Origin of the sequence: Gottfriedia endophytica, assembly GCF_017814275.1 — a bacterium.
Taxonomy (GTDB): Bacteria; Bacillota; Bacilli; order Bacillales; family Bacillaceae_G; genus Gottfriedia; species Gottfriedia endophytica.
This window is the reverse complement of sequence record NZ_JAGIYQ010000006.1, coordinates 45310-68973: the sequence shown is the minus strand read 5'-3', so window position 1 is coordinate 68973 and position 23664 is coordinate 45310. Positions and strand designations below refer to the sequence as shown.

The window sequence follows — 23664 nt, the reverse complement described above, 5'->3', positions numbered from 1 at the left end:
TTACCCTCCTCCAAGCTCTAACTGAGTGCCAAGTTTCGTTGAAAGACGGTTTGCCATTTGGATATATCCATCTTTATTTGGATGAAAATGATCTGTGTTTAAATACAACTGTTCTTCATTGTAAAAAATGTCAAAAGTAGGAATGACGTATGCCTGGTTAACCTGCAAGGCCGCATTTTCAAGTATGTTATTCCAGTTTGAAACAAATGAAGAGGATGCATCTAATCCTTCTACATTATGAAAAGGATTATAATATCCGAATACGTAGATTGGTGCCTCCTCATTTTTTAAACGGATTGTTTTAAATATTTCATTTAAATTTGCAGAAAATGTTTTTGCATCAGGTCGATATTTTTCTAAGTATTGTTGATTTAAGTTATCTGCACCTGGAAACAAATCATTTCCACCAATCGTTAAAAAGATAACATTCGCTTCTTGAATATCTTGTTGAACGCTTTTCTTTTGGAGTACTTGAAGCAGATCGGAAGTCTTTGCTCCACTTACAGCTAAATTCGTTACGGATGAAGCTTGTTTATAGTTTGTTTTTAAATCTTTTTGAACTCTACGAACATAACCTTCTCCATCTTCGTCACCAACACCACGAGTCAATGAATCTCCAAATGCAAGAATTCGGATACTTGATAGATGTTGTATAGGTACTTGAGGAGCTCCTTGTATTTGACTAGTATGTTTCTTAGGATTTAATACCGTTAAGGTTCCTTTTGCAAAACCAGTTAATAGAAGGAGAAAACAAAAGGTCGAAAAGAACAAGATGACTAAGACAAATTTATTGAGTTTCATTGAAACACCACCAAATTATGAAGAATTTTCTTTTGTATCCCGCATCAATGGGAAGTAAGACCCTCACCTCAAGATTGTGAGAGGTGAAGAAGATAGCTTGGAAATAACTGCCTGTAAAAGCCCGATTGAGCGGGCAAACCATCAGCCTTAGAGAATGACACTGATGGAAGTTTCACTTTATATTAAGGTATTATTACCATATCACCACAATAATTGCATTTAATATGTTATTGAATAATAAAAATAATAAAGGAAAATTTCGGTAAGTAGAATCCTTCGATGTGATTAAATGTGGAAAAAATTTAGTAGTCATGAAAGGCTATACTATTTAAATTACTATTCAATAAATAATATATTTAAATAAAATACGATTTTTATTTAATAGGACGTTTTACTTTGAATATGATATTGTATAAAGATAGTAAAACTAGGAATAAAAATGCGAGGTGTAAGTGATGCAATCTCAGTTTGATCAACAATTTGATTCATTGGTAACAAAATATACAGAGCTATTATTAGGAGATGCCTCTGATGAACGAATCGAACAAGTGAAAAAATGGGTGTTATACACATATATGTCAAAATCAATGCCAGCTCTAGTTAAACATTGGAATGAATTATATCCAGATGCGAAAAACGGAATGGTTGAATTAATAAAAGAAATTAAAGAATTAAACGACAAAAACCGACAGAATCAAAAATAATAAAGTTAGTAAATAATTGGTTAATTATTTTTAAAGACGAAAGCGCTTTCTTCTGGTAAAATAGTAGCAAGAACTAATAAAATAGGTATTTATATTTATTATTAAACCAATTTTCGACATTTTTTTAAAAGTTTTAATTTTAAAGTTTGTCTAAAAATGGTACATTAAGATTAGAGAACGATTCTTAATTTAGCACGGTAGGTTAAATTGAAAATGGTTAAAAAAATAGGATTAGTTAAAGAAGTTTTTCTTTATAGGGGTGTAAAGAAAGTTACTAGCTTCTTTAAAAAAGAGAAAAAGAATTGTTTTTATTGGGGGAGAAATAATGGAACAATTAATGCGTAACTCATTTTTATTTTTATCTAAAAATAAAGCGTTAACAAAGATGGCTAAAAAATACGGCCTTCGTTTTGGAGCATCACGTTTTGTTGCAGGGGAAACAATTGAATTAGCTACAAATGTAATAAAAGAATTGAACAAAAAAGATCTATGCGTAACAATTGATTATCTTGGGGAATTTGTTGATACGATTGAAGAAGCAAATGAAATGGCAGATAACTGTATCATTGCAATTGAAGCAATTGGTAAAGAAAATTTAGATTCTCAACTTTCTTTAAAAATGACTTCAATGGGTTTAGATATTTCTGATGAAATCGTATTGAACAATATGCGCCGCATTTTAGAAGCTGCTAAAAAGCATGGTGTGTTCGTAACAATTGATATGGAAGATTATACTCGTTGTCAAAAAACGATCGAGATTTTCAAAGAATTACGTAAAGAATTCGATAACATTGGAACAGTAATTCAAGCATACCTTTACCGTACAGTAGATGATATTACTGACTTAAATTCATTAAGTCCAAATCTTCGTCTAGTTAAAGGAGCATATAAAGAACCTGCTGAGGTTGCTTTCCCAGAGAAAAAAGATGTAGATGATAATTACAAAAAAATTATTAAAATGCATTTATTAAATGGAAACTATACAGCAATTGCATCACATGATGAAGCAATGATTGAATATACAAAACAATTAGTAAAAGAACATAACATTCCAAATAGCCAATTTGAATTCCAAATGCTATACGGTATTCGTACAGAGCGTCAACAAGAACTTGTTAAAGAAGGCTACAAAATGCGTGTTTATGTACCATACGGAACAGACTGGTATGGATACTTCATGCGCCGTCTAGCAGAACGCCCTGCAAACGTTGCTTTCGTATTAAAAGGAATGTTTAGTAAATAATAATGTAGAAAAACGCTTGGATGCAGTTGATGTGATCCAGGCGTTTTTTTTTTGATTGGGTGGGAACTGATGGCCAGGTTGAAAAAAATTTGGATTAATAGGTGTTCTGGCCAGGAATAGGAGGGTTGGTCGAATTAACAGGTGTATTTGCTAAATAATTGATGAAATGGTTGAATTAATTGGAAAAATGGTTGAATAAAGTAAAAAACGGTTGAATTAATTGCAAAAACGGCTGAATTAATAGTCAAAACGATTGAAAAAACAATGAAACGGCCGAATAAAGTGGAACTGACTGATAAAATTACTAAACAGACTGATAAAATCAGAAAAGAGACCGATATAAATCGAATTTTGATCGATAAAAAATAAAACTGACTGATATAATTACAATTTTGACTGATAAAAGATGAAATGGCCCATATAACAAGGAAAACGGACCATATCCAGAACAACCCCACCCATAAACAATCAAAACTCCCTCACAACACTCCTATCAATACAAAAAAGTGCCTCAAAAATGAGGCACTTATCTATTTTCCCATATTTTCTTTACCATATTGTTCATTGCTACCGTGTCTACCTTTTTTTTGTCTATTTGCTGCACCAGGATCTGCATTTCCTTGCATACTTGCCGCACTAACAGCAGCACTTGATGGATTTTTTTCTCGTTTCAACATTAATCACCTCCACAGTAAATAGGTTTTCCATAAAAAGTGGAACTATGAGAGAAAGAGGCTTTCAATTTTTTTTCCTTACCCCTAATTTCCTAAATTCTATCGGTGTGTCTAAAAGATAAGAAAAGTGTCATTATTTTTTCTACAGAAAATTAATATTTTTAACTTTTTGTTTATTGCGAAAAATTAGAATTTAGCATATAGTGAGTGTAGAGGCTCATTTGCTAGGCTAGTCTGTGCTTTGAAAGTGAATGAGTATTCATTCAAAGGAACAAGGGGGAGAAATGCATGATCCAAAGAATCAAAAAAGCTGCTGTATTGGGCTCGGGTGTAATGGGTTCTGGTATTGCTGCGCATTTAGCAAATATCGGTATTCCGACTTTACTTCTTGATATTGTACCAAGGGAGTTAACAGAGGAAGATAAAGCAAAAGGTTTAACTGAAGAAAGCAAAGAATTTCGTAACCGCTTTAGTGCGACTGCAGTTCAAAAACTTTTGAAGCAAAAACCAGCTCCTCTTGCATCAAAAAAGAATCTATCTTTAATTGAAGTAGGTAACTTTGATGATGACATGGTACGTTTAAGTGAAGTTAACTGGGTCATTGAAGTAGTTGTTGAAAACCTAGCAATTAAAAAGCAAGTTTTAGCAAAAGTTGATGCAGTCCGTAAGCCAGGATCAATTGTTAGTTCAAATACTTCTGGAATTTCAATTGAAGCAATGTCAGAAGATTGCTCAGAAGATTTTAAAAAGCATTTCCTAGGAACACACTTCTTTAACCCACCACGTTACTTAAAACTTTTAGAAGTTATTCCTACACAACATACAAGCGAAGATGTAGTAACATTTATGAAGCAATTTGGTGAAGATGTATTAGGTAAAGGTGTCGTATTAGCAAAAGATACGCCAAACTTTATCGGAAATCGCATTGGAACATACGGTTTATTAGTCACAGTACAAGAAATGATCAAAGGTGGCTACAGTGTTGGTGAAGTTGACTCGGTTACAGGTCCACTTATTGGACGTCCAAAGAGTGCTACATTCCGTACACTAGATGTTGTTGGTCTTGATACGTTCATTCATGTAGCAAATAACGTATATGAAAAAGTAGAAGGTGCTGAAAAAGAAGTATTCGAAGTACCAGATTTCATGAAGGAAATGGCTGACCGCAAATGGTTAGGTAGCAAGTCAGGACAAGGCTTTTTCTTAAAACAAGGTAAGGAAATCCTTGAGCTTGATCCATCTACTTTCGAGTATGTAGAAAGAAAGAATTTACGTACTGCATCAACTGAACAAGTGAAGCAAGTAAAAGGTCTTTCAAATAAGTTGAAAGCGCTTGTATATGCTGATGATCGTGCAGGCTCGTTATTATGGAACATTATTAGCCCAGTATTAGTTTATTCAGCACAATTAACTGGGGAAATCTCTGATGACATTATTGGCATTGATCAAGCAATGAAATGGGGATTTGGATGGGATTTTGGTCCATTTGAAATTTGGGATGCGATTGGCGTTTCAAAATCAGTTGAACTTATGGAAAAAGAAGGAGTTTCTATTCCTGAGTGGGTAAAAGACTTCCTTGCTGCTGGAAATGAAACGTTCTATAAAAAGGACAATGGTTTAACAAGCTTCTATCATAATGGTGAATACAAACCATTAATTGAAAACGAAAAGGCTGTACGACTTAGCGTCTTAAAAGAGAAAGGACACATTATTAAACAAAATTCAGGTGCAAGTTTAATCGACCTTGGAGATGGCGTAGCCTGTTTAGAATTCCATACTAAGAGTAATGCAATTGGAATGGATATTACACAAATGATTAATTTCGCAGTTGATGAAGTTGCTAAAAACTATAAAGGTTTAGTAATAGGAAACCAAGCGAAAAACTTCTGTGTAGGTGCGAACCTTGCAATGATTTTAATGGAAGCACAGGATGATAACTATTTTGAAATTGAAATGGTTGTTAAAGGCTTCCAAGATGCAATGATGAAAATCAAGTACTCTGACAAACCGGTTGTTGTAGCACCATATGGTATGACACTTGGTGGCGGTGCTGAAGTTTGTTTACCAGCGGCTAGCATTGTAGCTTCTTCTGAAACTTATTTAGGCCTAGTTGAAGTAGGTGTTGGTTTAATTCCTGGTGGCGGGGGAAATAAAGAGCTTTATATTAAACAATTAAAGCAATTTCCTGAAGGCGTTGAATTTGACCTTCAAGCCCTTGCAAATCGTGTGTTTGAAACAGTTGCGATGGCAAAAGTATCAACATCAGCACAAGAGGCATTTGAAAATGGTTTCTTAAATCATGATGATCGCAAAGTATTTAATGCAGATCATTTAATTTATGAAGCGAAACAACGTGTTCTTGAACTTTACGAAGCAGGCTATAAAGCACCGATTCGTGAAAAAGTTCCTGTAGTTGGAGAAACAGGTTATGCAACATTAGTTTTAGGTGCTCATGCGATGTATAAATCAGGTTATATCAGTGAGTATGACTTAAAAATTGCGAAAAAATTAGCGTATGTCATCTCTGGTGGTAAAGTTCCATTCGGTACAAAAGTAGATGAACAATACTTATTAGATATAGAACGTGAAGCATTTTTAAGCTTAGTGAGTGATATGAAATCACAGGCACGTATGCAGCACATGTTAGTAAAAGGAAAACCATTACGTAACTAATCAAGAGATGGAGGTAAGTTCATGAGAGAAGCTGTCATTGTAGCGGGTGCAAGAACACCTGTTGGTAAAGCAAAAAAAGGTTCACTTGCAACAGTACGTCCGGATGATTTAGGTGCGTTAGTTGTAAAAGAAACATTAAAACGTGCGGGAAATTATGATGGACCAATTGATGACTTAATTTTTGGATGTGCAATGCCAGAAGCAGAGCAAGGCTTAAATATGGCAAGAAATATTGGTGCACTTGCTGGTTTACCAAATACTGTTCCGGCAATCACAATTAATCGTTACTGTTCTTCTGGTTTACAAAGTATTGCTTATGCAGCAGAAAAAATCATGTTAGGGCATGCTGAAGCAGCAATCGCCGGCGGTGCTGAATCAATGAGTTTAGTACCAATGTCAGGACATGTGATTCGTCCAAACAGCCGACTAGTTGAAACTGCTCCTGAATACTACATGGGCATGGGGCATACTGCTGAAGAAGTTGCAACACGTTATGGAATTTCTCGTGAAGACCAAGATGCTTTTGCAGTACGTAGTCATATGCGTGCAGCAGCAGCAATTCGCGAAGGGCGGTTTGTAGATGAGATTGTACCTGTTGATGTAACACTTCGTACAGTTAATTCTAATCATAAACTGGTAGAAAAATCATTTGTATTTTCACAAGATGAAGGTGTTCGTGAAGGCACAACATCTGAAGTGTTAGCAAAGCTACGTCCAGCATTTAACGTACAAGGTTCTGTTACAGCTGGTAATTCTTCACAAACAAGTGATGGAGCAGCTGCAGTTCTTGTGATGGATCGTGAAAAAGCAGTAGCTGAAGGGCTAAGTCCATTATTAAAATTCCGTTCATTTGCAGTAGCAGGTGTTGCTCCGGAAGTAATGGGGATTGGTCCAATTGAAGCAATTCCAAAAGCACTTAAATTAGCTGGATTAAGTATTTCTGATATCGGTTTATTTGAATTAAATGAAGCGTTTGCTTCTCAATCAATTCAAATTATCCGTCACTTAGGTTTGGATGAAGAGAAAGTAAACGTAAACGGTGGAGCAATTGCCTTAGGTCATCCGCTTGGATGTACCGGAACAAAACTTACATTGTCACTATTACATGAAATGAAACGTCGTGGTGAGCAATTTGGTGTTGTCACAATGTGTATCGGTGGCGGCATGGGCGCTGCGGGTGTATTTGAATTAATCTAATAGATTTTGATAAAGCGATTTTAAGAGATTGTAAAGGAAGCTCTGACTGGCCAGCAGAACTTCCCTTGGTCTCTTCGTAAAAGATAAATTACATTAGGAGGAAATTTTACCATGGAAAAAACAGCTGGTAACTTAATTAAAGGTGGAAGTTTTTTAACAAGTGAAATTACATTTGATAAAGTGTTTACACCAGAAGATTACACTGATGAGCAAAAATTAATTGCGAAAACTGCAGAAGATTTCATCGTAAATGAAGTATTACCAGAGTTAGAATACCTTGAGCAACATGAGTTTGAGCGTAGTGTTCGTCTATTAAAGCAAGCTGGTGAATTAGGTTTATTAGCTGCTGATGTACCAGAAGAGTTCGGTGGAATTGGATTAGACAAAATCAGTTCTGCATTAATCTCTGAAAAATTCTCACTTGCTGGTGGTTTCGCGATTTCTCATGGAGCACACGTAGGTATTGGTTCATTACCAATCGTTCTTTTTGGTAACGATGATCAAAAGAAACGTTATTTACCAGACTTAGCTTCTGGTGAAAAATTAGCTGCATATGCATTAACGGAGCCAGGTTCAGGCTCAGATGCACTAGGTGCAAAAACAACTGCTAAATTAAATGCTGAGGGTACACATTACATCTTAAATGGTGAAAAACAATGGATTACTAACTCTGCATTTGCTGATGTATTCGTTGTTTACGCAAAAGTGGATGGAGAGCATTTCTCTGCATTTATCGTTGAAAGAGAATATCCAGGCGTATCTACTGGTCCTGAAGAGAAGAAAATGGGTATTAAATCATCTTCAACTCGTACGTTAATTCTTGAGGATGTAGCAGTTCCAGTTGAAAACTTATTAGGCGAAGTTGGTCGTGGACACGTTATTGCGTTCAATATTTTAAATATTGGTCGTTATAAATTAGCAGTAGGTTCTGTTGGTTCATCAAAACGTGCTCTTGAACTATCTGCAACATATGCAAACCAACGTCAACAATTTAAAACACCAATCGCAAAATTTAGTTTAATTCAAGAAAAAATTGCGAACATGGCAACGAAAATTTATGCAAATGAAAGTGCTGTTTACCGTACAGTAGGTCTTTTCGAAGATCGTTTTAGCCAATTAACGGAAGAACAATTAAAAGATGGCAAGGCTGTAGGTGATGCAGTTGCTGAATATGCAATTGAATGTTCATTAAACAAGTTCTTCGGTTCTGAAGTATTAGACTACGTAGCTGATGAAGGCGTTCAAATTCACGGTGGTTATGGATTCATGGCGGAATACGAAATTGAGCGTATTTACCGTGATTCACGTATTAACCGTATCTTTGAAGGTACAAATGAAATTAACCGTTTAATCGTACCAGGCACATTCTTACGTAAAGCAATGAAAGGTGAGCTTCCATTACTTCAACAGGCTCAACAAATTCAAGAAGAGCTAATGACATTAATGCCTACAGAAGTAGGAGATGCTCCGCTTGAGCAAGAAAAGCACTTATTACGCAATGCTAAGAAAATCGGTATCATGATTGCTGGCTTAGCTGCTCAAAAATACGGCAAAGCATTAGAAAAAGAACAAGAAATCCTTGTTAATATTGCGGACATTGCTAGCAATATTTATGCAATGGAATCAGTAATCCTACGTACTGAAAAAGCAATTAACAAAGTAGGTTCAGAGAAATCAAACCAAAAACTTCTTTACACTCAAGTGTTCTGTCAGGAAGCGTTCAACGAAATCGAAGCTCACGCAAAAGAAACATTAGTTGCTGTTGAGTCTGGTGACATGCTACGTATGATGACATCAGCACTTCGAAAATTTACTCGTCATACTCCGATTAACGTCATTGCGAAAAAACGTGAAATCGCTGCAGGTGTGTTAGAAGTAGAACGCTATACAGTTTAAGTGAATCAAAAAAAGCATGTACCTTTTAATCGTTTGATTAAGGGTGCATGCTTTTTTATGTTTTATTTCCATTCTACTAAAGAAAACACATCATTGTTCTCAAAATCATTTTGGATTTCTGGAGTAATCAGTAATCTAAATTGATCTTTTGTTACCCATTGGTAATCACTATGTTCGTTAGATAGAAAAACATTTCTATTTTTACATCCACATAAGTAGGTAAGAATGACAATTTGTCTTGATGGGTTAGTTTTGAAAGTTGTGGCATATAAAATTTTATTCACTGTAACATCAAGACTAACTTCTTCTTTAATTTCTCTAATTAACGCAGATTCTAGATCCTCTCCAAATTCTATTTTACCTCCAACACATTCCCAAGTTCCTCCACCATATTCATCATCAATAGATCGTTGTACAATTAAAATATTTCCTTCGTTCAATACAACGCCTTTTACAACAACAACAATTTTATTTTCGTTCATAGTAAACTCCCTTCAATTTTTTTAATCTAGTAATTTTTATCCATTCTTTAGAATAGTCTGTTTATGATGATTCAACCTCAAATTAGTTATTAAATCAAGTCTCTAAAAAAGTTTTAAAATAAAAATGCTTTTTTCGTAAACTTAATTGTTTTTGAGATTTTAATTTTAAAGATAGAAGTTGATTACAACGGAAGGTGCGAGACTCCTGTGGGAATAGCGGGAAGGCTGAGACCCCACAGGCTTGCCGAGGAGGCTCAGCTCACGCCCCACGGAAAGCGAGTATCCTGGAGTTGTAATCAACTAACGCAATCTAAAACGGCAACAATGTATACGAAAACATAATTAATTAAAAGTTGACAGAAACAATTTGATTGTATAAAATTATAAGTAACTTACAAATAGTAAGTAAATGAATAAAAGTAATTAATAGAACAACAGCATTTAATTTTATTAAATTTAAAAATAGGGAAAAAAATCGGAGGGATTTATCATGACAATGACAAAAACAAAATGGATAGTAGATCAAACGCATAGTAGTGTGGATTTTTCAATCAAGCATTTGATGATTTCAAAAGTAAAGGGTTCATTTAATGAATTTACTGCATCAATCGAAGCAGATGTAAATGATTTAACAAGTGGATCAATTCAGTTTACAGTGGATGCAAATAGTATTGATACGAGAAATACTGATCGTGACAACCATCTTCGTTCAGCTGACTTTTTCGATGTTGAAAATCATCCAACAATGACATTTGTATCTAAGCAAATTGAGAAAAAAGCTGAAAATGAATACATTGTAACAGGAGATTTAACAATACGCGGAGTAACAAATACAGAAAAATTTGAAGTTACTTATGAAGGACATGGAGTAGATCCTTGGGGAAATGAAAAAGTAGGATTTAGTAGTGTTGGTTCAATCAACCGAAGTGAATATGGTTTAACTTGGAACGCGGCTTTAGAAGCTGGTGGTGTTCTTGTTGGAGACCAAATCAAGTTTGATATTCAAGTTCAAGCTGTAAAAGCATAATAATAAAACACTCTTAAAATACATCAAAGATAAACAGAAAATCGTTTTAAGTTTCTGTGGAATGTATATTAAATCAAAAACGGGTATTCTACAATTTGCAGAATACCCGTTTTATTATTTTTCATTCATGTACTTTTCAATTGCCTGATCGATATAAATCCATCCTTTTAAACGGATATGGATTGAATCTTCAAAGAAATATTTATCATATTCGTGTCCAGATAAATCAGCGACCTCGAATCCATTTTTTTCGATTTGATTACGAACTTTATTGTAGTAGACTTCTCGTTTTGCTTTATTGAATCCTGTATAGTCATAAAAATAACCATTAACAGGCAGAGAAATAAATAGCGGCTTGGCTCCAGAAGATTTTAATAAATCTAATACTAGCTGTAAGTCTCCATATTCAGGTGATTTTCCATAGGAAATGTCCGCTTTTGAATTTTTTAATTCCTTTAGATTTGCAAAATGAAATGAGTATACACTATTTTTCATACCAAATCGATTGTTATTGGAAGTTTTCTTCCCTTCTTCATCCGCCCTCTTTAACATGTCATCAAATGAAATACCCTTTGGTAAAGGTTTAATCGAATTAATCGAATGGAAATTTGGATGTATTAAAGAGGTTACTACATCTTGTTTTTTTGCAATCGATAAATAGCTTGCTACTAAATCATTAAGCAATTTTTGTTTTACAGTAGGACTAGATTTCGGATTGATTGACTCATTTAATATAGCAGATAACATACTATCATTTTTTACCATAGAGTAATCCAACAGTCTTTGAACTGCTCTTCGTTTCAAATCAATCGGAATATGTTGATTTAATGCGAATTCAATCGCTTGTAATTTCGAAAAGTTAGGATCGAATCTTCCCTCATCTAAGCCTTCTCCTTTAAACCATGTTGGCGATAAGATGAAAACGAACTTTTTGTCTTTTAAATAAGGCTGTACTGAAGAAAGGCTTAAAAAATGAATAAGTGATTGAGTTCCTCCACGTCCAATTAAATAAGGAGTATATTGACTATTTTGACTTTTGAAATAAACTGACGGATGAAACTCGTCAAAACGTGACAATTCGGATGAACCGTAAATTGGTAAAATGTTCTTATCTTGCATAATCTTTTTTTGAATAGCAACACCCTGGAATATCGTAGGGTTTAAAGATGCCTCAGTCTGAGAGACTGTTTTTTTCGTGACCAGATTTGATAGCTTGTTGTTAGGTAAAAATAAAAGGATGACTGCAAGTACAATAGCTAAAATAATCGGGCCGAATTTTGGGTTTTTCATGTTTACACCCCTAAAAACGTATAATTGTTGTCTCTAAATTACAAAAAAAATTAAAATAATCTACCTGAGAAAATTAAAAATCCGAAACAAATAAAATGGAATGTTATTAAAATTGCAAGAGCATCAGTAAACACTGAACTTTTAATCCATTTTTTTGATTTTATTTTTCGTTCATATAAATCGTAGCTAATGATTAAAACAGCTTGGTAAAGTCCATAAACAATATAATGTAACGCTAATCCATGCCAAATTCCCATTAGTAAAAAAAGTGAAAGATAACCTATGTAAGAGATAGTATAACGATTTTGAATCCATTTCTTTTTTCGTATTAAAAATACTAATCGCATGAACACATAGTCTCTAAACCAAAAGGATAAAGTCATATGCCATCTATTCCAAAAATCTTTAATATTTTTACTTAGGAAAGGTTTATTAAAGTTTGGTGGCGTTTTAATACCAAGTAGATAGCTAACTCCGATTGCGAATGCACTGTATCCTGCAAAATCAAAAAATAAATAAAAACTGTAAGCATACATATAGATTAATTTGTAAATAAAAAGATTTTCATTTAAATACACATTTGAAATCACATACACATCCAGTATATGTGCAATGATATATTTATAAAAAAAGCCTCTAAAAATTAACTGGATAGCTGTATATAAAAGCTCTTTATACTCACCCTCTACATAGTGTTTCTCCACATCTTTTTCAAACCTTCTAAAGCGATCAATCGGTCCAGAAGTAAAAGTTGGAAAAAATAAAAAGAATCTTAGGAACTGTAAAGGGGTCATGTCTTTAATCTGGCCATCTCTCATCTCAATCAAAATTTGAACCGTTTTAAACGTCACATAGGAAATACCTAAAAATCCAAATAATGTAAAGGAAAATAAGTAAGGTTGAATTTTTGTTAATATAAGAGGAAGTAGGGCTAACAATATGACAGAGTAGAAAGTAACGGACTGATTCTTATGTACGCGGTATTTTTGATAAAATAAGACTAAACCTAATTGAAAAACCGTAAAACATAAAAAGAAAATTAGTTGTGTAGTTTGATTTACAAATATAAGTATTATAAGAGCCCAGCCAACGATTGTACTATATATTGGTAATTTCTTTCCTTTTAAACCATAAATAACAATCGGTAAAAATAAAACTGCTAACATTAAAAAATATAATAAATTTCCATACGGTGTCATAAATGTACCTCGATTAATAAAATCTACAAATTTTAAAATTCATTGTAAATAAAGGTTGATGAATTTCCAGTATTGCACACATAAAAATAAATCAGTAAAAGGATAACCAATAAATAATAGCTCGTTTTTGTAATCCATTGGGTTATTGGATGTTGAAAAAATTTACGAACTTTTCCTATTAACACACATGCCCCCTCCTTTATAAAAGACTTAAGAGTCCCAATCATCTAAATTATAGTAAAATGATACATAAGTAAATATAAAATAATATGAGAACAATATGAAAAGCTCTTAATGTAATTGAATTTCATCTGCTATAGTTTAGAACGCTTAATAGACTCTGTAATTTAGTTTGCTCAAGATTACTTTGTTAAAATAGAGTATCATGAAAAAAGTTGCAAAATTATTTTATAATTCTAACTCAATTTAGTATAATAAAATTAGTTATGATATACAATGGTTGGATTACCAACTATTGCATTTTAGTTAACATATTGATTAATTAGAGAATCGTAATTGTCGAATTTTGTCGTATCCTAAATGATAAATTTCAGATTAGCTTATGATAAAATGATTAGGTAGAAAGTGGTGATTAAATGAAAAAATTTTATACATATCCTAAATGTGGAACTTGTCGTAAAGCGACTACTTGGTTAAAAGACCATAATGTTGATGTACAAGCTATCGATATTACATTAAACCCACCTTCTAAGGAAGAATTAAAAGAGATTTTAAAAGATAGCGGTTTAAGCATTAAAAAACTTTTTAATACAAGCGGTGTAAAATATCGTGAGCTTGGATTAAAAGAAGTTATACCAACTAAATCAGAGGATGAGTTATTAGAGCTTTTAGCATCTGATGGAAAGTTAATTAAAAGACCATTATTAACAGATGGAAAAAATGCTACAGTTGGTTTTAATGACGAAGTGTTTGAAGAAGTTTGGTTACAAAAATAACCTAAATATATAACTATACATAGGAGGAACTACAAATGGCAATTCCAAAAGAATTACGTTATTCAGAAGAACATGAATGGGTGAAAGTTGAAGGAAATAAGTATTATATTGGTATTACTCATTTCGCTCAATCAGAATTAGGTGACATTGTGTTTGTTGAGCTTCCAGAAGTTGGAGATGAACTAACTGTAAATGAGCCTTTCGGTAGTGTTGAATCTGTAAAAACAGTTTCTGAATTATATGCTCCAATTAGTGGTAAAGTTATTGAAGTAAATGCTGATTTAGATGAAAATCCAGAATTTGTTAATGAATCACCTTATGAAAAAGCTTGGATGGTTGTTGTTGAAGCAACTAATGCATCAGAGTTAGACGAATTAATGACAGCTGATAAATATGAAGAAATGATCAAACAAGACTAATAAAAATGAAACAGAAAAGTGTCCTTTTTGGGCACTTTTTTTACAAAAGCTGATTTATTAAAGGCTCTTTTCTTAAAGATTGTTGTTATTGAAAAGATTTTGATAAAGAATATATAGTTGATTGGAACGGAAGGTGCGAGACTCCTGTGGGAGCAGCGGGACAGGTGAGACCCCGCAGGAGCGATAGCGACGAGGAGGCTCACCGCCCGCCCCACGGAAAGCGAGCATCCTGAAGTGGAAATCAACTTATCACTTTCTTAAATAGCGACAAAGTATACGGAAAATGTCTAAATTGACGATTATTTTTATAGAAAAGGAAATTACAACGTAAAATAGAATATACTATCTATAATATAAAGTGTTTCATAGTCCATTACTATTAGGTGATGTCCAGTGAATATAGATGAGCAAAAGAAAGTTATAATTGTTGAAGGTACAACTGATAAAAGAAAAATTCAATCCATTATTAACGAACCAATTGATATTATCTGTACAAATGGAACAGTTGGAACGACAAAACTCGATGAGCTTGCAGAGTTACTTGATTATCGTGATGTGTACGTCCTTGTTGATGCAGATGATGCAGGTGAAAAGTTACGAAAACAACTTAAGAGAGAGTTTCCACGAGCTGAACACTTGTATATAGATCGTAGTTACAGAGAAGTTGCTACGGCACCAAGCCAGCACTTAGCAAGTGTCCTTTTAGGGGCAGATATATCTGTATTTTCTACGTTTTTGCGTTCGAATTAATGAGGTAAAATATGCAACAGTGGACAAGAGAAGAACTGACAAAACAAATGAGTTTAAATCAAACAACAATTGTATACATTTACACTTCTTTGTGTGGTACATGCCAAGTAGCATCTAAAATGCTAACAATAATAGAAGAGTTATTACCAAATCTTCCAATTGGTCAAATAAATGTAAATGATATTAAAAATGAAGTGCATAACTGGGAAGTTGAAAGTGTTCCTTGTTTATTGTTTTTAGAGAATGGGGAAATGATAAATAAGATTTACGCGTTTCATTCAGTTCCATATTTAATGGAATTACTTAAACCATTTGAAATTAAAAATTCTTAAACATAGCCTTGGGTGGCTATGTTTTTTTGTTTTAAAACAAAACTGTTTGGTTTTATTTACCATTTAAAAGTGTGCTGTAAAAAGGTTCTTTTCTACAAAGTTAGTGTTTGACGGACAAATTTCTCAGGAAATAAATTTGTGAAATGGAGCATTGTTAGATAATTTGTCAAACAATCAATTGAATTGTCGATAATCAATTAAAGGATGAATATCTCTTTTATGGAATAGGTTAGAAAGATGAAATAAAGAGGTGTTTATTCATGCAAATGATGGAGTGGATTGATAAAGCGAACTATTTTTTTAATAAAAAAGATCACATAAATTTTATTTTGCCGATCGAAGAACGATTTGTTGAAATACGTATGTTAGATGAGCAAATGAAGCTTAAAATTTCGAACCACTATCCTTTTTTCACTCCTATACTAGGAGAATTTAACCCTCAGTTAAGCATTCAGTTTAGAGAGAATGCTTGGGAATCAATCATAAATGGGACAAGAAGATTGAGTTTGCTTCATAAATTGAATGATGTAGTTTATCAAGGGAATTATCGCTTGTTTTTACTACTTGAAACAATTTTTCAATATACTAGTGTAGAAAAAAATGAAATTTGTTGTTGACAGTTTGAAATTATGAATGTAATATCGTAACTATATTAACTGAATATAAACGTTTTTTATAAACGGCTCTTATCAAGAGAGGTGGAGGGACTGTGCCCTGTGAAGCCCAGCAACCGTCAACGTCAATGTTGAAATGGTGCTAATTCCTGCAAAGCGTATGCTTTGAAAGATGAGAGAGAGGTCACTTCGATATGTAAACCTTTCTGCTCATCATGCAGAAAGGTTTTTTTGTGTTAATAGGGCTTACTTTAGGAAGCTCATGATCATTACAAAAGAATTAAACTAAGTGGGAGTTTATATAAAAACAGGAAAAGAAAGGAAGAGGCCCGTGATTGAAATACAACAGATTAGTAAAACTTATAATGGGAAGAATGGTCAAGTTCATGCAGTGAAAAATGTATCATTAACAATCAGAAAAGGCGAAATATTCGGTATGATTGGCTATAGTGGTGCTGGGAAAAGCACACTACTACGAATGCTGAATGGATTAGAGACACCAACTGATGGTGAGATTGTGATTGATGGAGTTTCAATCAGTAAAAGTAAAGCATCTCATTTGCGAAAAGAAAGACAAAAAATCGGAATGATTTTTCAACATTTCAATTTATTGTGGTCAAGAACGGTATTAGAAAATATCTTATTTCCATTAGAAATTGCTGGTGTTCCAAAAAAACAGCGTGTTGATCGAGCAAAAGAGTTAGTACGTTTAGTTGGATTAGAAGGAAGAGAAAATGCGTATCCATCTGAATTAAGTGGTGGACAAAAGCAGCGTGTAGGTATTGCAAGAGCATTAGCTAATGAACCAAAAGTGTTGTTATGTGACGAAGCAACATCTGCGTTAGATCCTGAAACGACTGATTCGATTTTAAGTTTATTAACGGATATTAATCGCGGGCTAGGTATTACGATTGTTTTAATCACTCATGAAATGCATGTGATTCAAAAGATTTGTCAGCGTGTAGCAGTTATGGAAAATGGCGAAGTAGTTGAGCTTGGAGCAGTTCTAGATGTGTTTACAAATCCTCAGCAAGATATAACGAAAAAATTTGTTAAACAAATTAAAGGGTCAGAAGAATTTGTTACTGAGTTGACTCGCGATGCAAGTTCGAATGGCAATACAAAGAAACTGACATTTACACAATCTCATGTACAACAGCCACATATTTCCGAAGCAGTAAAACTGTTTAATATTGAAATAAATATTTTAAACGGAAAAATTGTTCAAACTTCTGAAGGATCATATGGTACGTTACTTGTCCAAATGATTGGTAAAACAGAGAATATAGAAAATGCAGTAAGCTACTTGCAATCACAGCAAGTAGAAGTAGAGGTGGTTTAATATGACAAATCTTTTTCCAAATGTAGATTGGGATATGATGTTTACCGCAACAAAGGAAACGTTATATATGACAATTATTTCTCTCATAGCGACATTTGTTTTAGGTTTAATTCTAGGTCTATTACTCTTTTTAACTGGTAAAGATGGATTGTTAGAAAATAAGTTTTCAAATACTTTTTTAGCAGCATTTATTAATATATTTCGTTCCATTCCATTTATGATTTTAATTATTTTATTAATTCCTTTTACAACGATTATCGTAGGATCAATGCTTGGTTCAAATGCGGCATTACCGGCGTTAATTATTGGGGCAGCTCCTTTTTATGCACGTATGGTTGAAATTGGATTACGTGAAATAGATAAAGGAGTTATTGAGGCAGCAAGAGCAATGGGAGCAAATACTTTTACAATTATTCTTAAAGTATTAATTCCAGAAGCGCTTCCAGCAATTCTATCAGGCATTACGGTAACAACCATTGCGATTGTAGGTTACACGGCAATGGCTGGAACAATTGGTGGTGGTGGACTTGGTAACCTTGCTTTTATGGAAGGTTATGAACGCGGAAATAATGAGGTTACATTTGTGGCAACTGTCATCATATTAGTCATCGTGTTCGCCATTCAAATTGTTGGTGACATTTTCACAAGAAAAATAGATAAAAGAGGATAAAGAAAAGGGAGGAAATCAAAATGAAATTCAAAAAAATTGCCGCGATTATCACTGCAGGAGTTGTTGCATTATCTTTAGCAGCATGTAATGCAGCAAACAAAGCTGACGCTAAAAACAACAAACAATTAGTAGTAGGTGCATCAAATGTACCCCATGCAGAAATTTTAGAACAAGTTAAACCGATTTTAGCTAAAGAAGGTATTAACTTAAAAATTGAAAAATTCCAAGATTACGTTTTACCAAATAAAGCTCTTGCTTCAAAAGAGTTAGATGCTAACTACTTCCAGCACATTCCATATTTAAAAGCACAAATGAAACAATTCGGCTACAAATTTGAAAATGCTGGTGGTATTCACATCGAACCAATCGGCGTGTACTCTAAAAAATATAAAAGCTTAAAACAATTACCGAATAAAGCAACGATTATTATGAGTAATTCAGTAGCTGACCATGGTCGTATGCTTACTTTATTACAACAAGAAGGTTTAATTAAATTAAAACCTGGTATTGATACAACAACTGCAACAATTAAAGATATTGTAAGTAATCCAAAACACATACAATTCCAAGCTAATGTAGATGCAGCTCTTCTGCCAAAAGTTTACAAAAATGGTGAAGGTGACGCAGTTTTAATTAACACAAACTATGCAATCGATGCTGGTTTAAACCCATTAAAAGACGCAATTGCTCTAGAAGGTAAAAACTCTCCATACGTTAACATTATAACAGTACGTAAAGGTGACAAAAACAAACCAGAAATCAAAGCACTAGTTAATGCATTACATTCTAAGCAAATTCAAGATTGGATCATTAAAAAATACAAAGGTGCAGTTGTACCTGTGAAGTAATTGGGTGCCTGTCAAATTTCAAAATGTGAATATATTGTGAATAAAGTCGTGGATAAAACCTCGGCTTTATTTTTTTGTCAAAAAGGAAGATACTAATTAAATTACATTAACTCATATAAACCGGGATACTCATCCATACTATTCATGAAATAATTATTATTTATATTCAATCATATGTATATATTTATGACGTACATATAACTTAATAATTCATATAGTCTTGGAGGTATTTACTTGAAAAAAATAGTATTGTTCATCTTGATGTTAATGTTAAGTATTAGCCCATTTTTTTCTAATGAAGTAAAAGCAAAAGCTCACCAAACAACCAAACTTTCTCAATTAGCACTTACTAAAAAAGCTGTCATTTACGAAAAACGGATAAAAAATTCACCAATTTTTTATCCTCAAATAAAAGGACTAGCAAATCAAAAAGCACAAAGAAAAATAAACGCTACCCTTTTAAAGGAAGCTCAATCAGCAAATAAAAACCGTTTAAAACTACTTGAAGATGAAAGAATTGCTAAGAAAGATTGGAAATCAAGTCTGGGGCCATGGCGTCCTTATGAGTATAAATTTACTTATAAGATACCTTACAACGATAATAATCATTTGTCTGTCATCTATTATCAATATATTTATACAGGTGGGGCACATGGGAATACGAAAGGTAGAGCGATTAATTTTAATACATCGACAGGAGAGGTAATTCCTTTATCAAAAGTGATAAATGGAAAGCAGAAAGTAATTCAAAACTATGCATACAACATTTTGCAAAAGAAATATAAGGGATACACACTAATTCATTCAGCAAATGAAATTGCACTTTCTGATCAAGATAGATTATGGGTTTTTGATAAAAGTGGAATTAAGTTAATCTTTAATGAATATGAAGTAGCTGCTTATGCAGCAGGAATGCCTGAGGTTGTAATTCCTTCTCCTATATATAAATAGCAAAAAAAGACATGATTAGTTGAAAAATCATGTCTTTTTTACTGTAAATTTTATTAGTCAATTGCGACTTTTACATTTGAAGGAACTACATTTTTATGAAACCATTCATTTGAAACGCCATCATAAATATAGTCTTGTTTCCATTCATCTATGTTTTCACATATAGAGCGAATTGCTTCTACAATTGTTTCTACTTCTTCATCTGTTGTTGTTGGGTGAAGAGAGATGCGAATCCAGCCTGGTTTTTGTGATAAATCACCACTATTTAATTGGTCAGTTATAGATTTGGATACTTCTCGTTCAATTTGAAGTAAGTAGTGACCATATGTACCTGCACAAGAACATCCTCCGCGTACTTGGATACCGAATCGCTCATCCAACAAACGAACAACTAAGTTATGATGAATATTTTGTAGATAAAGAGAAATGATTGGTAATCTTTCAAGGTGACGATTATCTAAAATGACGACTTGATCAATCGATGATAATCCGTTCCATAATTGGTCAAGTAATACTTGTTCTCTTTCGTGAATTGATTTAACAGTCATTTTTTCTTTCAATTGAATAGCTAAAGATGTACGGATGGTTTGAAGGAATCCTGGTGTTCCACCGTCTTCACGGATTTCAATATTTGAGATATAGTTTTTCTCGCCCCATGGATTCGTCCATAAGACTGTTCCACCACCTGGATGATCAGGTACAGTATTTTGATACAATGCTGAATCAAATAGTAAGATTCCATTTGTTCCTGGTCCACCTAAAAATTTGTGTGGAGAGAAGAAAATAGCATCTAATTTTTCAAGTGGATCAGTAGGGCGCATATTAATTTCGACATATGGAGCAGAAGCTGCAAAGTCTATAAAACAAAGTCCATCATTTTCATGCATGACACGAGCTAATTTATGAAAAGGAGTCATTACACCTGTCACATTGGAACAAGCGGTAAATGAACCAATTTTTATAGGGCGATCGGAATACTTACGAACTTCTTTTTCCAATTGAATCGGACAAACTAGACCTTGCTCATTTGGTGGCACAATAACGACATCCACTAAACATTCGCTCCAGCTAATATGATTGGAATGATGTTCCATGTGAGTGATAAATACGACAGGGCGTTCGTTAGTATCAAACTTTATTAATTTTTGAAGTCGTTCAGGAGCACGAAGTCCGAGTAAACGTTGTAATTTGTTAATTGCACCTGTTGCGCCTGTTCCAACAGATAAGATGACATCTTCTTTGGAGGCGTTTACATGTTTCTTAATATGAGAAAGGGCTTCATGATACAATTTCGTCATTTTAGCACCTGTTGTATTGGATTCTGTATGTGTATTCGCCACATAAGGGCCAATTTCGTTCATCATTTTTTCTTCAATCGGACGATACAAGCGTCCACTTGCAGTCCAATCAGCATATAAGATAGGCTTTTGGCCATAAGGCGTTTCAATAGTATGGTCAATACCAATGATTCCTTTTCGAATAGAAGTTAAACAATCAATAGTCAATCTAACCACTCCTTAAAATAAAAACTAATTTATTAGAAATGTGTCTAATTTCTGAAAAATATACCCCTATAAGTATTTTAAACCATTACTAATAAAAAAACTATTCAAATTAAAATGAAGTGGTCGATTTTGGGTAAAAATGGTTCTATTTTAATAGATTGTTGAGTTGTAGAGATAATTTTGTCTTATTAATAGGCCGTTTTCTAAAAGATTTTTGTTTTTATTAAGGTTTTTTAAGGAACTTGATAATGAAAAAGATTGGAACGGAAGGTGCGAGACTCCTGTGGGAGCAGCGGGACAGGTGAGACCCCGCAGGAGCGATAGCAACGAGGAGGCTCACCCCCCCCTAAGGAAAGCGAGTATCCTGGAGTGGAAATCAACGAATCTTTTTATATAGCAACAAGGTCGCTCAGGGAACTTGATTGGCTCGTTTTACGTAGAAGTCTCACAGATTTTATTTCAAAACGCACTTATCTTCTCCCAGTACTCTCTTTCAAGATAAGAGCATAAAGATCCTCTACTCGTTCTCCCATGAAGCGTTGTGCATCTGAGATACCTTTGTTGTAAAACATTGGCCCAATTTTCTCAGTAATGAAATCTAGTAACAGCATGCCAGCAAGATCAGTTAATTCTTCATCACGCTCCTGCTCGAAATAGTGCTGTAGTTCAGCTATAGCATCCTTTTGTTGTTCAGGTGAAAGTTGAAGTGTTTTTTTCATAAAAATTCTCTCCTTTTTAGTATCATTTACCATAAAAAATACATCTTAATATAATGTAAGGGAAAGCACGTCTGCTGTAAATCACACTTAATATAAGTTTACTTAGCAAATGTAAAATGTAACATGTATTTTTAAGAAAGGCTCTTTTAAAAGATTTTTGTTTTTTTAAAGTAATAAAGTTGATAATGAAGTTGAATGGAACGGAAGGGTGCTCGACTCCTGTGGGAGATGCGGGAAAGCTGAGACCCCACAGGAGCGTATGCGACGAGGAGGCTCAGCTCACGCCCCTAGGAAAGCGAGCATCCTGGAGAGGAAATCAACTTACACATACTAAAATAGCAACAATGTATACCCAAACAGCTTAAATAAAAAATTTAAAGTAAAATTGTACAAAAAAATTAGTTTCTACCTATTAATATGTATTTCAAGAATCTCGAATTGAAAATGTGTCTAAAAATTGTCGGCTTGAAAATACTTTTTAATTGCTTTAAGATTAGAATGAGAATAAAATGAGAATGAGTGAAAATAGCTAGTTCTTTTCATATAATATCATTTTTACTGAATATGGAGGGTATAGAATGGGAGCTTCTAAATTAACGATAAAAGACCTTGAAGTTGCAATTGATGGTAAACAAATTTTAAAAGGTGTAAACCTTGAAGTAAAAGGTGGAGAAATCCACGCAATCATGGGACCAAATGGTACAGGTAAATCAACTTTATCTTCTGCTATTATGGGACATCCAAAATATGAAGTAATTGGCGGAAGCATCGAGCTTGATGGTAACGACGTTCTTGAAATGGAAGTTGATGAGCGCGCTCAAGCAGGTTTATTCTTAGCTATGCAATATCCAAGTGAAATTAGTGGGGTAACAAACGCTGACTTCTTACGTTCTGCTATGAATGCACGTCGTGAAGAAGGCGATGAAATTTCTTTAATGAAATTTATCCGTACATTAGATAAAAACATGGAATTCCTTGAAATGGATCCAGCAATGGCACAACGTTACTTAAACGAAGGCTTCTCTGGTGGGGAGAAAAAACGTAACGAAATTCTTCAAATGATGATGATTCAACCAAAAATTGCGATCTTAGATGAGATTGACTCTGGTCTTGATATTGACGCATTAAAAGTTGTTTCAAAAGGTGTTAACGAAATGCGCGGCGAAGAGTTTGGCTGCCTAATCATCACTCACTACCAACGCTTATTAAACTACATTACTCCTGACTTCATCCACGTTATGATGAACGGTCGCATTGTAAAATCTGGCGGACCAGAATTAGCACAACGCTTAGAAGCAGAAGGATATGACTGGATTAAAAAAGAGTTAGGTATTGAAGACGAGACAGTTGAGCAAGAAGCTTAATCGGACAG

At 33.8% G+C, this 23664-nt stretch carries 24 protein-coding genes and 1 riboswitch; of the genes, 16 read left to right on the top strand and 8 right to left on the bottom strand.

Annotation, left to right across the window (positions count from 1 at the left end; translation table 11 throughout):
- Positions 1 to 801 carry a GDSL-type esterase/lipase family protein gene (locus J5Y03_RS10795; protein ID WP_209405453.1) on the bottom strand — a complete coding sequence of 267 codons (801 nt, stop codon included), beginning with the start codon at positions 799 to 801 and terminating at the stop codon, positions 1 to 3.
- Positions 802 to 1256: 455 nt separating this feature from the next.
- Here J5Y03_RS10795 and J5Y03_RS10790 point away from each other — a divergent pair, with 455 nt between their 5' ends.
- On the top strand, positions 1257 to 1505 hold the full coding sequence (locus J5Y03_RS10790) for a YusU family protein (RefSeq protein ID WP_209405451.1): 249 nt from the start codon (positions 1257 to 1259) through the stop codon (positions 1503 to 1505).
- A gap of 325 nt (positions 1506 to 1830) precedes the next feature.
- Complete coding sequence (locus J5Y03_RS10785) at positions 1831 to 2748, top strand: proline dehydrogenase family protein (RefSeq protein WP_209405449.1); 918 nt, start codon at positions 1831 to 1833, stop codon at positions 2746 to 2748.
- A gap of 530 nt (positions 2749 to 3278) precedes the next feature.
- Here J5Y03_RS10785 and J5Y03_RS10780 read toward each other — a convergent pair.
- Positions 3279 to 3425: a YuzL family protein gene (locus J5Y03_RS10780; protein ID WP_209405447.1), complete on the bottom strand. Its 147-nt coding sequence runs from the start codon at positions 3423 to 3425 to the stop codon at positions 3279 to 3281.
- A 288-nt stretch (positions 3426 to 3713) separates the two neighbouring features.
- Here J5Y03_RS10780 and J5Y03_RS10775 point away from each other — a divergent pair, with 288 nt between their 5' ends.
- From J5Y03_RS10775 to J5Y03_RS10765, 3 genes are all read left to right on the top strand, one after another.
- Positions 3714 to 6095, top strand: a complete 2382-nt coding sequence (locus J5Y03_RS10775; RefSeq protein ID WP_209405741.1) for a 3-hydroxyacyl-CoA dehydrogenase/enoyl-CoA hydratase family protein — start codon at positions 3714 to 3716, stop codon at positions 6093 to 6095.
- Between the two features lie 21 nt (positions 6096 to 6116).
- Entirely contained in the window at positions 6117 to 7292 is a 1176-nt protein-coding gene (locus J5Y03_RS10770) for an acetyl-CoA C-acetyltransferase (protein ID WP_209405445.1), read from the top strand.
- A 111-nt stretch (positions 7293 to 7403) separates the two neighbouring features.
- Positions 7404 to 9188 carry an acyl-CoA dehydrogenase family protein gene (locus tag J5Y03_RS10765; RefSeq protein ID WP_209405443.1) on the top strand — a complete coding sequence of 595 codons (1785 nt, stop codon included), beginning with the start codon at positions 7404 to 7406 and terminating at the stop codon, positions 9186 to 9188.
- Positions 9189 to 9250: 62 nt separating this feature from the next.
- Here J5Y03_RS10765 and J5Y03_RS10760 read toward each other — a convergent pair whose 3' ends face one another.
- Positions 9251 to 9670 (bottom strand): NUDIX hydrolase, encoded by a 420-nt coding sequence (locus tag J5Y03_RS10760; protein ID WP_209405441.1) that lies wholly within the window; start codon positions 9668 to 9670, stop codon positions 9251 to 9253.
- 496 nt (positions 9671 to 10166) lie between these two features.
- Between J5Y03_RS10760 and J5Y03_RS10755 the strand changes: the two genes are divergently transcribed.
- Complete coding sequence (locus J5Y03_RS10755; protein WP_209405739.1) at positions 10167 to 10697, top strand: YceI family protein; 531 nt, start codon at positions 10167 to 10169, stop codon at positions 10695 to 10697.
- Between the two features lie 114 nt (positions 10698 to 10811).
- Here J5Y03_RS10755 and dltD read toward each other — a convergent pair whose 3' ends face one another.
- Genes dltD through dltX form a run of 3 tightly spaced genes read right to left on the bottom strand, consistent with a single transcriptional unit; the run spans position 10812 to position 13413 of the window.
- Positions 10812 to 11987, bottom strand: a complete 1176-nt coding sequence (gene dltD, locus J5Y03_RS10750; RefSeq protein ID WP_209405439.1) for a D-alanyl-lipoteichoic acid biosynthesis protein DltD — start codon at positions 11985 to 11987, stop codon at positions 10812 to 10814.
- A gap of 50 nt (positions 11988 to 12037) precedes the next feature.
- Positions 12038 to 13186: a D-alanyl-lipoteichoic acid biosynthesis protein DltB gene (dltB, locus tag J5Y03_RS10745; protein WP_209405436.1), complete on the bottom strand. Its 1149-nt coding sequence runs from the start codon at positions 13184 to 13186 to the stop codon at positions 12038 to 12040.
- Positions 13187 to 13218: 32 nt separating this feature from the next.
- The gene (gene dltX / locus J5Y03_RS10740) at positions 13219 to 13413 is read right to left on the bottom strand and encodes a teichoic acid D-Ala incorporation-associated protein DltX (RefSeq protein ID WP_209405434.1); all 195 of its coding nucleotides are present in this window, start codon (positions 13411 to 13413) and stop codon (positions 13219 to 13221) included.
- Positions 13414 to 13782: 369 nt separating this feature from the next.
- On the opposite strand from dltX, the gene J5Y03_RS10735 reads away from it, so the two are divergent.
- From J5Y03_RS10735 to J5Y03_RS10695, 9 genes are all read left to right on the top strand, one after another.
- On the top strand, positions 13783 to 14142 hold the full coding sequence (locus J5Y03_RS10735) for an arsenate reductase family protein (RefSeq protein ID WP_209405432.1): 360 nt from the start codon (positions 13783 to 13785) through the stop codon (positions 14140 to 14142).
- Between the two features lie 35 nt (positions 14143 to 14177).
- Complete coding sequence (gene gcvH / locus J5Y03_RS10730; RefSeq protein ID WP_209405431.1) at positions 14178 to 14561, top strand: glycine cleavage system protein GcvH; 384 nt, start codon at positions 14178 to 14180, stop codon at positions 14559 to 14561.
- 399 nt (positions 14562 to 14960) lie between these two features.
- Positions 14961 to 15311: a toprim domain-containing protein gene (locus tag J5Y03_RS10725; RefSeq protein ID WP_209405737.1), complete on the top strand. Its 351-nt coding sequence runs from the start codon at positions 14961 to 14963 to the stop codon at positions 15309 to 15311.
- Positions 15312 to 15322: 11 nt separating this feature from the next.
- On the top strand, positions 15323 to 15643 hold the full coding sequence (locus J5Y03_RS10720) for a thioredoxin family protein (protein WP_209405429.1): 321 nt from the start codon (positions 15323 to 15325) through the stop codon (positions 15641 to 15643).
- Between the two features lie 260 nt (positions 15644 to 15903).
- Entirely contained in the window at positions 15904 to 16260 is a 357-nt protein-coding gene (locus J5Y03_RS10715; RefSeq protein ID WP_209405427.1) for a hypothetical protein, read from the top strand.
- Between the two features lie 66 nt (positions 16261 to 16326).
- A riboswitch (SAM riboswitch) is annotated at positions 16327 to 16436 on the top strand.
- Positions 16437 to 16588: 152 nt separating this feature from the next.
- Entirely contained in the window at positions 16589 to 17599 is a 1011-nt protein-coding gene (locus J5Y03_RS10710) for a methionine ABC transporter ATP-binding protein (protein ID WP_209405425.1), read from the top strand.
- 1 nt (position 17600) lies between these two features.
- On the top strand, positions 17601 to 18269 hold the full coding sequence (locus tag J5Y03_RS10705; RefSeq protein WP_209405423.1) for a methionine ABC transporter permease: 669 nt from the start codon (positions 17601 to 17603) through the stop codon (positions 18267 to 18269).
- 20 nt (positions 18270 to 18289) lie between these two features.
- The gene (locus tag J5Y03_RS10700) at positions 18290 to 19117 is read left to right on the top strand and encodes a MetQ/NlpA family ABC transporter substrate-binding protein (RefSeq protein ID WP_209405421.1); all 828 of its coding nucleotides are present in this window, start codon (positions 18290 to 18292) and stop codon (positions 19115 to 19117) included.
- 234 nt (positions 19118 to 19351) lie between these two features.
- Positions 19352 to 20068, top strand: coding sequence for a DUF3298 and DUF4163 domain-containing protein (locus J5Y03_RS10695; protein ID WP_209405419.1), 717 nt, complete (start codon positions 19352 to 19354; stop codon positions 20066 to 20068).
- 53 nt (positions 20069 to 20121) lie between these two features.
- On the opposite strand, the gene J5Y03_RS10690 is transcribed toward J5Y03_RS10695, so the two are convergent.
- Complete coding sequence (locus J5Y03_RS10690) at positions 20122 to 21573, bottom strand: aminotransferase class V-fold PLP-dependent enzyme (protein ID WP_209405417.1); 1452 nt, start codon at positions 21571 to 21573, stop codon at positions 20122 to 20124.
- A 470-nt stretch (positions 21574 to 22043) separates the two neighbouring features.
- Positions 22044 to 22292, bottom strand: a complete 249-nt coding sequence (locus J5Y03_RS10685; RefSeq protein WP_209405415.1) for a DUF2164 domain-containing protein — start codon at positions 22290 to 22292, stop codon at positions 22044 to 22046.
- A 578-nt stretch (positions 22293 to 22870) separates the two neighbouring features.
- Here J5Y03_RS10685 and sufC point away from each other — a divergent pair.
- Positions 22871 to 23656 (top strand): Fe-S cluster assembly ATPase SufC, encoded by a 786-nt coding sequence (gene sufC / locus J5Y03_RS10680; protein ID WP_209405413.1) that lies wholly within the window; start codon positions 22871 to 22873, stop codon positions 23654 to 23656.
- Positions 23657 to 23664: the final 8 nt, after the last annotated feature.